General features: G+C 71.6%; 14 protein-coding genes and 1 pseudogene. All 15 read right to left on the bottom strand.

The window, feature by feature from the left end; all coding sequences use genetic code 11:
* On the bottom strand, positions 1-521 hold a 521-nt coding region (locus tag ACWV17_RS31525; protein WP_455362363.1), incomplete at its 3' end, for a GvpL/GvpF family gas vesicle protein.
* Positions 522-528: 7 nt separating this feature from the next.
* Complete coding sequence (gene gvpJ / locus ACWV17_RS31530) at positions 529-981, bottom strand: gas vesicle protein GvpJ (protein ID WP_455362364.1); 453 nt, start codon at positions 979-981, stop codon at positions 529-531.
* A 31-nt stretch (positions 982-1012) separates the two neighbouring features.
* Positions 1013-1333 (bottom strand): gas vesicle protein GvpO, encoded by a 321-nt coding sequence (locus tag ACWV17_RS31535; protein WP_455354589.1) that lies wholly within the window; start codon positions 1331-1333, stop codon positions 1013-1015.
* A 92-nt stretch (positions 1334-1425) separates the two neighbouring features.
* Positions 1426-2484 (bottom strand): ADP-ribosylglycohydrolase family protein, encoded by a 1059-nt coding sequence (locus tag ACWV17_RS31540; RefSeq protein ID WP_455362365.1) that lies wholly within the window; start codon positions 2482-2484, stop codon positions 1426-1428.
* Positions 2481-3224: an NUDIX hydrolase gene (locus tag ACWV17_RS31545; RefSeq protein WP_455357238.1), complete on the bottom strand. Its 744-nt coding sequence runs from the start codon at positions 3222-3224 to the stop codon at positions 2481-2483. The genes ACWV17_RS31540 and ACWV17_RS31545 overlap by 4 nt, the downstream gene beginning before the upstream one ends.
* A gap of 40 nt (positions 3225-3264) precedes the next feature.
* A pseudogene (locus tag ACWV17_RS31550) lies at positions 3265-3396 on the bottom strand (nicotinamide riboside transporter PnuC); the annotation flags it as partial.
* A gap of 149 nt (positions 3397-3545) precedes the next feature.
* Complete coding sequence (locus tag ACWV17_RS31555) at positions 3546-4652, bottom strand: pseudouridine synthase (RefSeq protein WP_455357237.1); 1107 nt, start codon at positions 4650-4652, stop codon at positions 3546-3548.
* Positions 4652-5314 (bottom strand): SMC-Scp complex subunit ScpB, encoded by a 663-nt coding sequence (scpB, locus tag ACWV17_RS31560; RefSeq protein WP_455357236.1) that lies wholly within the window; start codon positions 5312-5314, stop codon positions 4652-4654. Before scpB ends, ACWV17_RS31555 begins: the two co-directional genes overlap by 1 nt.
* A complete protein-coding gene (locus tag ACWV17_RS31565) occupies positions 5311-6609 on the bottom strand; it encodes a segregation/condensation protein A (protein WP_455362378.1) in 1299 nt (432 codons plus the stop codon). The genes scpB and ACWV17_RS31565 overlap by 4 nt, the downstream gene beginning before the upstream one ends.
* A gap of 517 nt (positions 6610-7126) precedes the next feature.
* Positions 7127-7696 carry a hypothetical protein gene (locus ACWV17_RS31570; RefSeq protein ID WP_455362379.1) on the bottom strand — a complete coding sequence of 190 codons (570 nt, stop codon included), beginning with the start codon at positions 7694-7696 and terminating at the stop codon, positions 7127-7129.
* Positions 7693-8709 (bottom strand): ParA family protein, encoded by a 1017-nt coding sequence (locus ACWV17_RS31575; RefSeq protein WP_455362380.1) that lies wholly within the window; start codon positions 8707-8709, stop codon positions 7693-7695. Before ACWV17_RS31575 ends, ACWV17_RS31570 begins: the two co-directional genes overlap by 4 nt.
* Positions 8710-9180: 471 nt before the next feature.
* A complete protein-coding gene (gene ald / locus ACWV17_RS31580; protein WP_455357243.1) occupies positions 9181-10296 on the bottom strand; it encodes an alanine dehydrogenase in 1116 nt (371 codons plus the stop codon).
* 145 nt (positions 10297-10441) lie between these two features.
* Entirely contained in the window at positions 10442-12550 is a 2109-nt protein-coding gene (locus ACWV17_RS31585) for a tetratricopeptide repeat protein (protein ID WP_455362366.1), read from the bottom strand.
* A 169-nt stretch (positions 12551-12719) separates the two neighbouring features.
* On the bottom strand, positions 12720-13346 hold the full coding sequence (locus ACWV17_RS31590; protein ID WP_455357233.1) for an NUDIX domain-containing protein: 627 nt from the start codon (positions 13344-13346) through the stop codon (positions 12720-12722).
* A gap of 79 nt (positions 13347-13425) precedes the next feature.
* Complete coding sequence (locus ACWV17_RS31595; protein WP_455357242.1) at positions 13426-15108, bottom strand: CTP synthase; 1683 nt, start codon at positions 15106-15108, stop codon at positions 13426-13428.
* Between the last annotated feature and the right edge of the window lie 89 nt (positions 15109-15197).

The following is a 15197-nucleotide window of genomic DNA, read 5'->3' on the forward strand; positions in this document are numbered from 1 at the left end:
AGCGAGAGACCGAAGTGGCCTGACGTCTGGGGACGTTCGTCTGTACACAACTGGGGAGCTAAGGCCGTACGCCGACAGTGATACCCCGGCTGCCGGTGCACTTCCTCCCGGAGCCGTCGAACGTCCTTGTCCTGCGCGACGAGGGCGGCCAGCGCGTTCTGCGCCGGTAGCGCCTTGACATTGAGCTCGACCCGGCCGTCGAGCTGCTCGAGCGCCGCGAGATACCGAAGGCGGGACGCCGTCAGCTGCTCGCTCACACTCCGCTCGTCCGGGGCGACCACCCCGAACCGCATGGGGAGCACCGGCCCGTCCTCAGCCAGGCGCATCAGGAGAGCCTGGTGCGCGAGCAGGTCACGCCGCCGGGCCCGCAGCTTCGGGGGCACATCACTGACGACGGCGGCGACCGGCCCCTGCCGGATCACGCGCAGCGCGGCAGGAGGGCTGCCCACGCCTACGGTGTCCGTCGGCAGTGGACCCGCCGTGCGGATGATGGCGTAGACGTAGCGGCTGGTGTCTGTCACGGCCGGCTCACGCCTCCACGCTTCGGCGGCGACTGCTCCCGGTGCGTGCCGGGGCCCGGCGCCTCGGCCGTTCCCGCTCCGCCTCGTCCGGTTCCTCCCCCTCCTCGTCGGAGCCACCGACCGCCTTGCGCACCGAGGAACTCACGGACTCCGCGGCTCGCTTGACCTTGCGCTTGCCGATCGACTTGGCGGCGGTACCGCCCAGCAGCTCCGGGATGGTGGTGCTCCCCGAGTCGCGCTCCAGGTCCAGCCGGTTGCACGCCTCCGCGAACCGCAGGTAGGTGTCCACACTGGCCACCACGATGCGCGCGTCGATCTTGAGGATCTCGATGCCGACCAGGGAGACCCGGACGAACACGTCGATCACCATTCCCCGGTCGAGGATCAGTTCCAGCACGTCGTACAACGTGCCGGCGCGCGGCGGGCACGCGCCCTCGTCGGCGTAGGTGGTCGTGGGCATGGGGTCGTCCTCTCAGCTGGTCGGGGAAAGGTCACTCGTCGGCCGAACCCCGTCGATAGCGGCGGACCCTGCGGTACTCCATGAGCTCGCCGTCGCGGTCGAGCTGCACCTCGTACGCGGCGAGCAGGCTTGTCGTGTCGGGAATCCGCGGGACCTCCAGGACGTCCACGACCACGCACCATCCGTCATCCGTACGGCTCACGGCCGACGCGCCCTCCGCGGGATGGGCAATCAGTTCCTCGAGCCGTCGGCAGGCAGCCCGAGCCGCCCCCTCCGGCCCTCGTGCGGAGGAGGCACGGCGGGCGGTCGCCGTTGCCGAAGTGCGGACCCGCGCGCGACGTTGCTCTGCCATGAGAACAAGTCTGATCACTATTGCGCGCGGCGCATCTCGGGCAGAGCCGTCGGTGTCGGTACGGGCGCTCCCGGCCCGCCGGTCGCGGCAGGTCACGCGTCCCAGAGCGCTCCGAGCGACAGCAGGTCGCTCCGGTACTCGATACGCGCCTCCCACTCCCTCGGCCAGGCCCCCGCGCCCAGATGCGCGCCCGCGAAGGCGCCCGCCAGGCACGCGATCGAGTCGGAGTCGCCCTTCGTGCAGGCGGCCCTGCGCAGGGCGGTAACCGGCTCCTCCGGGAAGAGCAGGAAGCACAGCAGCCCGGTGGCGAGCGCCTCCTCGGCGATCCAGCCCTCCCCCGTCGCCAGGCACGGGTCGGTCTCGGGTGACGGCGTACGCAGGGCCTGGGCCAGACGGTCCAGGGCCGTCAGGCACTCGTCCCAGCCACGCGAGATGAAGACTTCGGGCGAGGCGTCGTGCGCGTACGTCCAGAGGTCGCCGAGCCAGCGCTCGTGGTACCGGGTGCGGTTCTCCAGCGCGTACGAGCGGAGCTGCCCGACCAGTCCGGTCGGCTCCGCGCCCTGGGCGAGCAGGAACACCGCCCGCGCCGTGAGGTCGCTCGCGGCCAGGGCCGTCGGGTGGCCGTGGGTCAGCGCGGACTGGAGCTGCGCGGCGCCCGCGCGCTGTTCCTCGCTCAGCGCGGGGGCGAGCCCGACCGGCGCGACCCGCATGTTGGCGCCGCAGCCCTTGGAGCCGACCTGGCTCGCTTCCTGCCAGGGCCGGTCGCTGTCCAGCAGCCGGCAGGCGACCATGCAGGTGCGGCCGGGCGCGCGGTTGTTCTCGGGCGAGTGATACCAGTTGACGAACTCCTCGCGCACCGGACGGGCCATCCGCAGTGGTGCGAGCACTCCGCGGTCCATGGCGGTGCGCATGCCCTGCGCCAGCGCGAGCGTCATCTGCGTGTCGTCCGTGACGATCGCCGGCTTCGGCAGGTCCATCTCCCGCCACGGCCCGAACTTGCCCAGGATGGACGGCACATCGCTGAACTCGGTGGGGAACCCGAGCGCGTCGCCGAAGGCGAGTCCGATCAGGGAGCCGGTGGCTGCCTGCTTGGTACGGGTCAGGGTGCCGTGCATGCCGTTCTTGCCGTTCTTGCCGTTCTTGCCGTTCATTGGGGCCGTCCTTCCGGGCGCAGCAGAGGTGGGTGCAGGGCGGTGGCGGGGCCGGCGCGGTAGAGCGCGGCGGGCTTGCCCCGCCCGCCGGTGAGCCGCGCGGCTCCCGCCACCTGTTCGACGAATCCTGGGGTGGTCAGGACCTTGCGCCGGAAGTTGGGGCGGTCGAGCGCGGTGCCCCAGACCGTCTCGTACACCTGCTGGAGCTCGCCGAGGGTGAACTCGGGCGGGCAGAAGGAGGTCGCCAGGCAGGTGTACTCCAGCTTCGCGCCGATGCGCCCCCGGGCGTCGGCGAGGATCCGGTCGTGGTCGAAGGCGAGGCGCTCGTCCGCGTCGGCGGGCACCCACTGCGCGTGGGCCGCGTCCCCACCGCCGCGCGGCTCGGGCAGGTCGGGTACGAGTGCGGTGTACGCGACGGAGACGACCCGCATCCGGGGGTCCCGGTCCGGCTCGCTGTAGGTGCGCAGCTGCTCCAGGTGGAGTGCGGCCGCGGTCCGCTCCGACAGGCCGGTCTCCTCGGCGAGTTCGCGCCGGGCGGCCGTCTCCGCGGACTCCCTGGGCAGGACGAAGCCGCCGGGCAGCGCCCAGGCGCCGGCGTACGGGTCCTGTCCGCGCCGGATGAGCAGGACGTGCAGCCGGCCGCCCCGGACGGTGAAGACGGCGAGGTCGACGGTCACCGCGAACGGCTCGAAGGCGTGCGGGTCGTAGCCTTCGGGCGGGCGGGGGTCACGGGTGTTCATCGTCGCTCCGGCAGGGGGTCGGTGAGGTGCCGGCCTTCGGCGTCCCCACCACCCCCGCCGGGGCCGGCCGGATCCACTCGGTGCGCGAGGTGCGGCGCACCGGGAGGACGGACGAACCTGGTCCACCCCCGTGGGTCCAGGTCCACCAGCCGTACTCGGCAAGGGTGATGAAGTCGGTCCACACCGGCCTCCTTAATGGTCACTGTGACTATAAAGGGCGCGGAGCGGCCACCACAAGAGACAAAAGCCCGCGGCCGGTCCCCTGTTACCAGGGACCGGCCGCGGGTCTGCCGCCTTCCGGGCGGTGTACGGCTGGGAGGTCTACAGACCGACCTCGCGCATCAGCATGCCCACCTCGGTGTTGGTGAGGCGGCGCAGCCAGCCGGACTTCTGGTCGCCCAGCGGGATCGGCCCGAAGTGCGTCCGTACCAGCTTGTCGACCGGGAAGCCGGCCTCCGACAGCATCCGGCGGACGATGTGCTTGCGGCCTTCGTGGAGGGAGACCTCGACGAGGTAGTTCTTGCCGGTGTTCTCGACGACCCGGAAGTGGTCGGCGCGCGCGTAGCCGTCCTCCAGCGGGATGCCGTTCTTCAGCTGCTTGCCCAGGTCGCGCGGGAGCGGGCCCTGGATGGCGGCGAGGTAGGTCTTCTTGACGCCGTACTTGGGGTGGGTCAGCCGGTGGGCCAGCTCGCCGTGGTTGGTGAGCAGGATGATGCCCTCGGTCTCGGTGTCGAGCCGGCCGACGTGGAAGAGCCGGGTCTCCCGGTTGGTGACGTAGTCGCCGAGGCACTGGCGCCCGTCCGGGTCCTCCATGGTGGAGACGACACCGGCCGGCTTGTTCAGCGCGAAGAACAGGTACGACTGGGTGGCGACGGTGAGGCCGTCCACCTTGATCTCGTCCTTCTCCGGGTCGACCCGCTTGCCCTGTTCGAGGACGATCTCGCCGTTGACCTCGACCCGGGCCTGCTCGATCAGCTCCTCGCACGCCCGCCGCGAGCCCATGCCGGCCCGGGCGAGGACCTTCTGCAGCCGCTCGCCCTCCTGCTCGGCGCCGGGGAACGTCTTGGGGGTCTTGACCTGCGGCTTGTTGTGGCGCTCCCGGTTGCGCTCCTCGATCCGGGCGTCCAGCTCGCGCGGGCGCGCCGGGCCGCTCTGCGGACGTCCGCCGCCGGCGCGGCGGGGGGCGCCGCTCTTGCCGGCGGCGGGTGCCTTGGGCCCGCCCTTGGCGCCGCCGCGGGCGGCCGCGCCGCGGCCCTGCCCCGCCGGCTTGTCGCCCGGTCCGCCCACGTCGTAGCGGCGCTCCTCGGGACGGGGGCGGTCCGCGCGCTTCTGCTTGTCGTCGCGCCCGCCGCGACGCCCGTCGCGCCCGGAGCCCGCACCCCGCTGGTCCCGGTTGCCGCTTCCGCTGTTCCTGCCGCTGCTTCGCATCAAAGTTCCGTCTTGTCGTCTGCTTCGGTGTCCGGTGCGTCCGGATCGAACGACGGAACACCTTCCTGCGTCTCGGCCTCGATCGCGTCCGCCTCCGGAAGGAAGGGCGCGAGCTCCGGGAGCTCGTCCAGGCCACGCAGGCCCATTCGCTCCAAGAAGTAGTTCGTCGTCCTGTACAGGATCGCACCTGTTTCGGGTTCCGTGCCCGCCTCCTCGACCAGACCGCGCTGGAGGAGGGTCCGCATCACGCCGTCGCAGTTCACTCCGCGTACGGCGGAGACCCGGGAACGGCTCACCGGCTGGCGGTACGCGACGACGGCCAGGGTCTCCAGTGCGGCCTGGGTGAGCCTGGCCTGCTGGCCGTCGAGCACGAAGCCCTCGACGGCCTCGGCGTACTCGGGCCGGGTGTAGAAACGCCACCCGCCGGCGATGAGCCGCAGGTCGAAGCCGCGGCCCTGCACGGTGTACTCGTCGGACAGTTCGCGCAGGGCGTCCGCGACCTCGCGGCGCGGGCGGTCCAGGATCTTCGCGAGATGCGCCTCGGTGGCGGGCTCGTCCACGACCATGAGCACCGCTTCGAGGGCCGGCTTGAGGTCGAGCGCGGCGACCGCGCTTGCCCCGGCGGGGGCGGCGGCTGGGGTGCTGGTGCTCTCCTCGCTCACGACCTCTCCTTCTGGTTCTTGTTCTCGTTGCCGTTCTTGTTCTTGTTCTCGTTCCCGTCCTGCGGAACTTCTTGATCGAACTCGTCCGTCACGGCCGGCTGCGGCCCGTCGCCGCCGGTCCAGCGGACCATGAGCGGGCCGAGGGCCTCCTCCTGGTCGAGGACGACGGCCTTCTCGCGGTAGAGCTCCAGCAGGGCGAGGAAGCGTGCCACGACGGTGAGGGTGTCCGGCGCGTCCTCGGTGAGCGTACGGAAGCTGGCCTCCCCGTGCTCGCGCAGCCGTGCGACGACGACGTCGGCCTGCTCGCGCACGCTGACCAGCGGCGCGTGGATGTGGTCGACGTACACCTGCGGCTTGGCCCGGGGCTGCATCGCCTTCACGGCGAGCTTGGCGAAGCCCTCGGCGCCGATGCTGATGACGACCTCGGGCAGCAGCTCGGCGTGGTGCGGCTCCAGCCCGACGGTCCGCGGATACCGCTTGCCCTCGGCGTCCAGCCGTCCGTTGAAGATGTCCGCGATCTGCTTGTACGCGCGGTACTGCAGCAGCCGCGCGAAGAGCAGGTCCCGGGCCTCGAGGAGGGCGAGGTCCGCCTCGTCCTCGACCTCGGCGGCGGGCAGCAGCCGGGCGGCCTTCAGGTCGAGCAGCGTCGCGGCGACGACGAGGAACTCGGTGGTCTGGTCGAGATCCCAGTCGGCGCCCATGGCGCGGATGTGCGCCATGAACTCGTCGGTGACCTTGGACAGTGCGACTTCCGTCACGTCCAGCTTGTGCTTGGAGATCAGCTGCAGCAGCAGATCGAAGGGGCCCTCGAAGTTGGCCAACCGGACAGTGAACCGCCCGTCCCCGACGGGAGGCGGTTCTTCCCCCACCCCGCCCCTTCCCGAAACCGGGGGCAGGCCCCCGGCCCCCCGGCCCGAAGCCGAGGCGGCTCCGCCGCCCGGCCCGAGACCCAGGCGCGCCTCGAAGCCGCCCGCGGCGGGTCCCGGCTCCGCGCCCCGGTTCGGGGCAGGGTCGGGCTCCGGCTCGGTAGCCACGTCCGCGGCTGCGCCCGTCAGCGGGCGAAGCCCGGCAGACGGCTCAGGAGGGCCAGAGGCTGCCCCCGGGTTTGGGAAAGAGGCGAGACCGGGGAACGAATCCCCCACGCCGGGGCCCGCCCCCGGGGTGGGGGCAGCATCCGCCGCCCGGCCCGGCGCGGGCGCCTCGGCCGGTTCCGGCTCGGGGGGCGGCTCCGCGCCCCGGTTCGGGGCAGGGTCGGGCTCCGGCTCGGTAGCCACGTCCGCGGCTGCGCCCGCCAGCGGGCGAAGCCCGGCAGACGGCTCAGGAGGGCCGGGGACTGCTTCCGGGTTTGAGGAAGAGGCGGGACCGGGGAACGAATCCCCCACGCCGGGGCCCGCCCCCGAGGCGGGGGCGGCCTCCGCCGCCCGGCCCGGCGCGGGCGCCGCGGCGGGTCCCAGCTCGGGGGCCGGCTCCACAGCCGGGGCTGGGCGGGGGCTGGGGGGCGGGTCCTCCTGCGGCGGGGCCGTGCCCGGGCCTCGGCCCAGGCTGCGGCGCGGCGCGCGGGAGGGCTGGGCGGAGGCGGGGTCGTCGGGCTGGGGCATCTCGGTCCAGGGTGCGGGGGCTAGGCCCTGTCTTTTGGATCAGGCCGGATCAGGGAGCGGGGTCTGGTGCCGTGCATCGCAAGGCGGAGGAAGGAGCCATGGCGGAGCCCTGGCGACTGACGACAACGCAGCGAGGTGCGGTGCCAGACCCCGCGAGCCCGGCAAGATCCAAAAGACAGGGCCTAGGCGGGCAGGCTACCGGGAGAGACTCCGGTCAGCGCCCGCGCAGGCGCCGCACGAGGATGCTCGCGTCGCCGCGCGACTCCAGGTCCGCCAGAACGACGGCGACCGCCTCGCGGACGATCCGCCCGCGGTCGACAGCGAGGCCGTGCTCACCGCGCAGGACCAGCCGCGCGTGCTCGAGGTCCATCAGTTCCTCGGCGGAGACATAGACCGTGATCTTCTCGTCGTGCCGTTCACGGCCGCTGGGCCGGCGGTTCGCCCCCCGCCCCCGGCGGCGCTGCTGCCCGCCGGCCGGCGCACCGGCGGCCGCCGCCGGAGCGGACGCGGGCCGCGTGCCTGAACCTTCCTGCGGGCGGCGCGCAGACGCGGCCGCCTGCGCCGCGTCCCCCGCCCTGCTGCGCGGTTCGCCGGAGTCGGCCTCCGCGGCGGAGTGTTCAGCGTCCTCGCCGCTCTCCACCGCCGCCGGCTCCGGCGAGGGATCGCTCTCGCCGGCCGGCGCCGGGACCCTCGCCTCGCCGTTCACCGGACGTCGCGGCGAGGACGACTGAAGCGCCATCCCCCCGGTCGTACGGAACAGTTCGTCGGCCCCCGGAAGACTCACTCGGCGTGACACCGGGCGAGCACCTCCCTGGCGAGCTGGCGATAGGCGGCGGCGCCGACGGAGTTGGAGGCGTACGTGGTGATGGGCTCACCGGCGACCGTGGTCTCCGGAAAGCGCACGGTCCGGCCGATCACCGTGTGGTAGACGTGGTCGTCGAAGGCCTCGACGACCCGCGCCAGCACCTCACGGCTGTGCACCGTACGGGAGTCGTACATGGTGGCCAGGATCCCGTCGAGCTCCAGCTCGGGGTTCAGCCGCTCCTGGACCTTCTCGATCGTCTCGGTCAGCAGCGCCACACCGCGCAGCGCGAAGAACTCGCACTCCAGCGGCACGATCACCTTGTGAGCCGCCGTCAGGGCGTTCACCGTCAGCAGGCCGAGCGAGGGCTGACAGTCGATCACGATGTAGTCGTAGTCGGCCATCAGCGGCTTCAGCGCGCGCTGCAGCGTCGACTCCCGCGCCACCTCGCTCACCAGCTGAACTTCCGCGGCCGAGAGGTCGATATTGCTCGGCAGCAGGTCCATGTTGGGCACGGCGGTCTTCAGCAGGACCTCGTCGGCCGACATGCCCCGCTCCATGAGCAGGTTGTAGACGGTGAGGTCGAGCTCCATCGGGTTGACGCCGAGGCCCACCGAGAGCGCTCCCTGCGGGTCGAAGTCGACGAGCAGCACCCGGCGTCCGTACTCGGCGAGCGCGGCACCCAGGTTGATGGTGGACGTCGTCTTGCCGACGCCGCCCTTCTGGTTGCACATCGCGATGATCTTCGCCGGACCGTGGTCGGTCAGCGGGCCCGGGATCGGGAAGTACGGCAGCGGCCGTCCGGTCGGGCCGATCCGCTCGCGGCGCTGACGGGCCGCGTCGGGGGCGAGGGTGGCCGCGTACTCGGGATCGGGCTCGTACTCGGCGTCGGGGTCGTAGAAGTGGCCCTCGGGCACTTCCTGGTAGTCGGCGAGGCCGGTGGGCTCTCGGCCGCTCCGGTCGCCGGCCATGGCGTTCACGTGGTGGCCGTCCATCATCTGGGGGGCTGTCGTCATGTGCTGGTGGTTGGCGAAGGTGCGGACAGCGACGGAGCCGACAGCCTCGAGCCCGCCGGAGCCCTGGCCCCGCGCAGGAATGCCTGGTTGACCACCCCCGGGAGTAAATGTCGACTCATTCACAAGTCGTCTTACCTCCTTGGACGTGACCAGGAAACTTATCGATAGGTCAGCGTGGCACCATGCCGACGGTTGGCGACTCTATGGCGTGTCACCGGTCCGCAGCAACACAATCCGCCGGACCCGGCGCGATGTGTCGGCAACCGAACACCCCTCTGTCAAGGGTGTACGGCCAGGCACTGCGAAGTTTCGCGGGTGTGCGAAACGGTTAAAGGGTTACGTTCGAGGCGAGTTGAGCGAGCCTCGCAAAGTGTCCCGATACGCATCCGGCCGGACCTTGTCAGGCAAGGTCCGGCCGGATGCGCGAGGTTGACGGTGCGTGTTGACGCGTCAGCCGAGCAGGGTGTGCAGTTCGACCGTCTCGAGGCCGTGCGCCTCGGCAACCGGACCGTAAACGACCTGGCCCTCATGGGTGTTGAGACCCTTGGCGAGCGCGGGGTCACGGCGCAGCGCCTCGACCCAGCCGTTGTTGGCCAGCGACACGATGTAAGGAAGCGTGGCGTTGGTCAGCGCGTAGGTGGACGTGTTCGGGACCGCGCCGGGCATGTTGGCGACGCAGTAGAACACCGAGTTGTGGACCTGGAAGGTCGGCTCGGCGTGAGTGGTCGGACGCGAGTCCTCGAAGCAGCCACCCTGGTCGATCGCAATGTCGACAAGTACACTTCCGGGCTTCATCCGGGAGACGAGCTCGTTGGTGACCAGCTTCGGGGCCTTCGCACCCGGGATGAGAACCGCGCCGATCACGAGGTCGGCCTCGAGGACCGCCTTCTCCAGCTCGAAGGCGTTGGACATGATCGTCTGGATCTTCGTGCCGAAGATCTTGTCCGCCTCGCGCAGCTTGTTGATGTCACGGTCGAGCAGCGTGACGTGGAAGCCCATGCCGATGGCGATCTGCGCGGCGTTCCAGCCGGAGACACCGCCGCCGATGACCACGGCCTTCGACGCCTGCGTGCCGGGGACGCCGCCCGGGAGCACACCGCGGCCGCCGGCCGAGCGCATCAGGTGGTACGCGCCGACCTGCGGGGCGATACGGCCGGCCACCTCGGACATCGGGGCGAGCAGCGGGAGCGCGCGGTTCGCGGTCTCCACCGTCTCGTACGCGATGGCGGTGGTGCCGGACTCCAGCAGCGCGTCCGTGCACTCGCGGGACGCGGCCAGATGCAGGTAGGTGAAGAGCGTCTGGTCCTTGCGGAGACGGTGGTACTCCTCGGCGATGGGCTCCTTGACCTTCAGCAGCAGGTCGGCGGTGGCCCAGACCTCGTCGGCGGTGCCGAGGATCTGCGCACCGGCGGAGACGTACTCGTCGTCCATGATCGAGGAGCCGACGCCGGCGTTCTGCTCGACGAAGACCTGGTGGCCGTTACGGACGAGCTCATGCACGCCGGGGGGGGTGAGGGCCACCCGGAACTCGTTGTTCTTGACCTCGCGGGGGATGCCGACCTTCACGTCGATCACGGTCCTTGGCTCAGAGAACTTACAGGGGCAATTCCATACATACCCGGATGCGCGACGGCACATCGGGATACACCGCAGGAACACGCGGCAGAGCCAGTCTAATGAAGGATTTCTCGCTGTCTAGCCTTACAAAGCATCAATCCTCAGCGATATCGCTACGGATTTCGCAGGCTGTGGGCTCGTCTACCAGCAGTCTTTCCGCCGCGGCACGGTGCAGCCGGGCCGCCGCCGGGTCGCCCAGCCGGTCGAGTGTGTCGGCCAGCCGCAGCTGGAGCGCGGCCTGAAGGCGCACGTCCTCGGCCCGCCGCGCCAGATCCACCGCCTGCCGGCAGGTGTACAGCGACTCGTTGGGCCGGCCCGCGTACTCCTGGACCCGCGCCATCTCGCTCAATGCCCTTGCGTGACCCGCCAGATCGCCGAGTTTGCGATGCCCGGCCGCGGAGGCGCGCCAGTCGCGCAGCGCCTCGCCGTAGCGGCCCGCGTAGGTGTGCACGGTGCCGAGCCGTCCGTACAGCCGGGCCTCGTCGGCCCGCTCCCCCCGGGCCAGCCGCTGGGTGAGCGCCCGGCCGTACCAGTCGGCGGCCCGCTGCCAGTCCTCCAGCTCCTGGTACGCACCCCCTACGGATTCCATCGCGCGACCGGTCGCGTACGGGTCGTTCGCCGCCCGTCCCGCGTCCAGCGCGGCCCGGTAGCGGGCCAGCGCCTCGTGCGTACGCCCGGTCTGCGCGTCCAGGTCGGCCAGATTCAGCAGGGCCGCAGCCCGCTCGCGGTGCAGCTCGCGCCGCTCGGCCACATCGAGGACCAGCCGGTGCAGCCCGTACAGCTCGGGAGCGGCGGCCTCGGTTCCCCGGTGTGCGGCCAGCGCCCTGACCAGGGCGGACACCAGTCGGCGCGCCAGGGTGTCGAGCCCTCCGTCGGCCACGGCCGCCGTCGCCGAGGCCAGCAGCGCGGGCTGGCGGGTCCGCAGCCAGTCCGCGGCCACCCGCTGGTTCGGGAAGCGCAGGGCGCGGGGCAGCCCGGCGATCTTTCTGCGGGCGGCCGATCCGTCCGGCTCGGTGGTCGCCCGGCAGGACTGCAGCAGCCGTACGTTCCGCTCCAGCATCCGGGCCCGGGCGAGCTGCGCCTCGGCCGGGCGCTCGTGCGCCTCCAGCGCGGCCTCGATCAGCGGCGCGAGGCAGCCGGGCACCTGGTACAGCGGCGGGGTCGACCCGGCCGGCCGCAGCAGCCCGAGGGCGGTGAAGTCCTCCAGGGTGGAGCCGGCCGCCGGGACGGAGCAGCCCGCGAGGGCGGACGCGGTGTGCGCGTCGACGATGCCGGCGGGTGCCAGCGCGAGGAGGCGCAGGATCCGGGCGGCGGGCGGCACCAGGCTCTCGTACGCGAACCGGAAGGCGCGCCCGACGGGTCCGTGACCGGACGGCAGGGCGCGCAGTTGTGCGGCCACGTCCGCGACCGAGGCCTTGGGCCGGGCGGCGAGCCAGCCGCCGGCCAGTGCCAGGGCGGCGGGCTGGCCGGCGCACTCCTCGGCGAGCCCCTCGGCGGCGCGCGGGTCGACCTTGACGCGGACCGAACCGGCGTAACGGCTCAGCATCTCCACGGCGGCCGCGGTGTCCAGGCCGCCGAGCGTGCACGGCCGGACATCGGGGATGCCGGTCAGCGGGCCCTGCGCGGTGGCCACGACCAGGCACTCGGGGTTGTCGGGGAGCACCAGGTCGACCTGCTCGGCGTCGGCCGCGTCGTCGAGGAGAAGCAGCACCTTGCGGGTGGCGAGCGCCTGACGCAGCGATGCGGCGAGCTCGTCCTCCCCGGCGCCGGCCGGTGCGGTGACGTCGAGGGCGTCGAGCAGCTCGCGGGCGGTGCGCTCGGTGGGTACCGGTTCCCCGCCGGGGTCGGTCAGCCGGGCGTACAGCACGCCGTCCACGTAGTCGCCGGCCAGCTGCCCGGCGAGTTCCTCGGCGAGGGCGGTCCGCCCCGAACCGGGCCGCCCAGCGATGAGCAGTACCCGGGCCCGGGGAGCCTTGCGCCCGGAGATCGTGTCGAGCCCGGCCCGCTCGATGTCGGCGCGCAGGGCCTGCAGCTCCCGCCGCCGCCCGTAGAAATCCGGGATCTCCCCACCGGACGGCCGCTCGCCCGGCCCCGCCCCGTCCCCGGTCTCGCGGCGCGCACCCTTGCCGGCGGCGGCACTCACCGCACCGGGCGCGGGCGACACCGCCTCCGGGCCGTTGGTGTCCACCGCCTGATCCGTCACGGCCACGCTCCCGTCCGCCAGCACGAGCCCGCCGGGACCCCGGTCGGGGAATTCCGAGCGTAGTTCACGCAGAGCGACGAACCGGGCAGAGCAGGCAGAGCGGGGCGGGCACATCCCCCGATCGGATCAACCGATCGTCAGATCACCCACTCATACGGATATCCGTGGGTCATGCCTCGAACGGCCGGGCCGGCCACGGCGCCTCCGCCGGGCGCAGCGCGTCCACGCCGTCGCCCGCCAGTGCCGCGCTGAGCGAGAGGACACCCACCACCAGGCAGTTGTTGTGCAGCTCGCCGGCGAGGACACCCCGGACGAGGTCGGACAGCGGCACCCGGGCCAGCTCCATGTCGGCCTCCTCCTCCGCGACCTCGAAACGCTCGCCCTCCGCCACCGACAGATCGCGGGCGAGGAAGATCCGTACCGCCTCGTCGCAGCCGCCCGGCGTGGTGTAGACGTCGGCCAGCACCCGCCAGTCCTCGGCCTTGACGTGCGCCTCCTCGTACAGCTCGCGCTGCGCGGCGTGCAACGGGTTCTCCCCCGGTACGTCGAGCAGGCCGGCCGGGATCTCCCACAGCTTCTGGCGTACCGGGTGCCGGTACTGGTTCAGCACGACGACACGGCCCTCGTCGTCGAGGGCGAGGACGGCCACCGAACCGGGATGGACCTGGTAGTCGCGGCGGACGACCGCACCGTCGGGCATGACCACGTCGTCCGTGCGGACGCTGGTCTTGTTGCCCGTGAAGGGCGTCGCCGTCGCGGTGACCCGCCACTGCGCGGCGGTGTCCTTGATCGTCATGAAAACGTCCTCCCACATGCAGAAAACCGGGGTACGGGTCCGTGCGGGCCCGTACCCCGGTCAACCGTATCGCCTGGTGTTACTTGTCCTTCCGGCCCACACTCTGCTGCCGCTCGACGGCCGCCTTCACCAGACCCGCGAACAGCGGGTGGGGGCGGGTCGGGCGGGACCGCAGCTCCGGGTGAGCCTGGGTGGCGACCAGGTAGGGGTGCACCTCGCGGGGGTACTCGACGTACTCGACGAGCTTGTTGTCGGGGGAGGTGCCGGAGAAGAGGATGCCCGCCTTCTTCTCCAGCTCCGCGCGGTAGGCGTTGTTGACCTCGTAGCGGTGGCGATGCCGCTCCTCGACGTACGGCTGGTCCGCGTACACCTCGCGCACGATCGAGCCCTCGGCGAGCTTCGCCGGGTACAGGCCGAGCCGCATGGTGCCGCCGAGGTCGCCGGCGCCCTCGACGAAGGCGAGCTGCTCCTCCATCGTGGAGATGACCGGGTGGGCGGTCGCCGCGTCGAACTCGGTGGAGTTGGCGTCGGGGATGTCCGCCAGGTTCCGCGCCGCCTCGATGACGATGCACTGCAGGCCCAGGCACAGCCCCAGCAGCGGCACCTTGTTCTCACGGGCGTACGTGATCGCGCCGACCTTGCCGTTCACGCCGCGGTCGCCGAAGCCGCCGGGGATGAGGACCGCGTCGCAGTCGCCGAGCTGCTTGGCCGCCCCGGCCGGGGTCTTGCAGTCGTCGGAGGCGACCCACTTGACCTTGACGCGGGCCTTGTTCGCGAAGCCGCCGGCGCGCATGGCCTCGGTGACCGAGAGATAGGCGTCGGGCAGGTCGATGTACTTGCCGACGAGCGCGACGGTGACCTCGTGGTCGGGGTTGTGGACCCGGTCCAGCAGGTCGTCCCAGGTGGTCCAGTCGACATCGCGGAACGGCAGGTCGAGCTTGCGCACGACGTATGCGTCCAGGCCCTCGGTGTGCAGCACCTTCGGGATGTCGTAGATCGACTTGGCGTCGATGGCGGCGACGACAGCAGCCTCGTCGACGTCGCACATCAGCGAGATCTTGCGCTTGATGGAGGTGGGAACGTCACGGTCCGCGCGCAGCACGATCGCGTCCGGCTGGATACCGATGTTGCGCAGCGCGGCGACCGAGTGCTGGGTGGGCTTGGTCTTCAGCTCACCGGACGGGCCGATGTAGGGCAGCAGCGAGATGTGCACGACGAAGACGTTGTCCCGGCCGACCTCGTGACGGACCTGGCGGACGGTCTCCAGGAACGGCAGCGACTCGATGTCGCCGACCGTGCCGCCGACCTCGGTGATGACGACGTCGACGTCCTCGGTCGCCATGCGCCGGATGCGGTGCTTGATCTCGTTGGTGATGTGCGGGATGACCTGCACGGTGTCGCCCAGGTACTCACCCCTGCGCTCCTTGGCGATGACCGTGGAGTACACCTGACCGGTGGTGACGTTGGCCGAGCCGTCGAGGTCGACGTCGAGGAAGCGCTCGTAGTGGCCGATGTCCAGGTCGGTCTCGGCGCCGTCGTTGGTGACGAACACCTCACCGTGCTGGAACGGGTTCATCGTCCCCGGGTCCACGTTCAGGTACGGGTCGAGCTTCTGCATGGTGACCCGCAGGCCCCGCGCCTTCAGCAGCGCACCCAGGCTGGAGGCCGTGAGGCCCTTGCCGAGGGAGGAAGCGACACCCCCGGTGACGAAGATGTGCTTGGTCGTCATGGCTGTGCTGTTTCGAAAAGCAGCGGGCGGCATCGCCAAGAGGGGGCTCCCGTGGTCGCGAGGTGAGGTGCGGTCCGGCTGCCGGCCCGGTTACGGGAGGTGCCGTCGCTGCGGTTTCGGGG

It is taken from the genome of Streptomyces mabaensis, from assembly GCF_053763515.1.

Bases quoted from the DNA above. Each gene is read 5' to 3' on its own strand.
- ACWV17_RS31595 (WP_455357242.1), bottom strand. From the start codon at position 15,108: ATGCCGCCCGCTGCTTTTCGAAACAGCACAGCCATGACGACCAAGCAC.
- ACWV17_RS31590 (WP_455357233.1), bottom strand. From the start codon at position 13,346: ATGACGATCAAGGACACCGCCGCGCAGTGGCGGGTCACCGCGACGGCG.
- gvpJ (WP_455362364.1), bottom strand. From the start codon at position 981: ATGCCCACGACCACCTACGCCGACGAGGGCGCGTGCCCGCCGCGCGCC.
- ACWV17_RS31555 (WP_455357237.1), bottom strand. From the start codon at position 4,652: ATGCGAAGCAGCGGCAGGAACAGCGGAAGCGGCAACCGGGACCAGCGG.
- ACWV17_RS31575 (WP_455362380.1), bottom strand. From the start codon at position 8,709: ATGGACGGCCACCACGTGAACGCCATGGCCGGCGACCGGAGCGGCCGA.
- ACWV17_RS31545 (WP_455357238.1), bottom strand. From the start codon at position 3,224: ATGAACACCCGTGACCCCCGCCCGCCCGAAGGCTACGACCCGCACGCC.
- ACWV17_RS31535 (WP_455354589.1), bottom strand. From the start codon at position 1,333: ATGGCAGAGCAACGTCGCGCGCGGGTCCGCACTTCGGCAACGGCGACC.
- ACWV17_RS31540 (WP_455362365.1), bottom strand. From the start codon at position 2,484: ATGAACGGCAAGAACGGCAAGAACGGCAAGAACGGCATGCACGGCACC.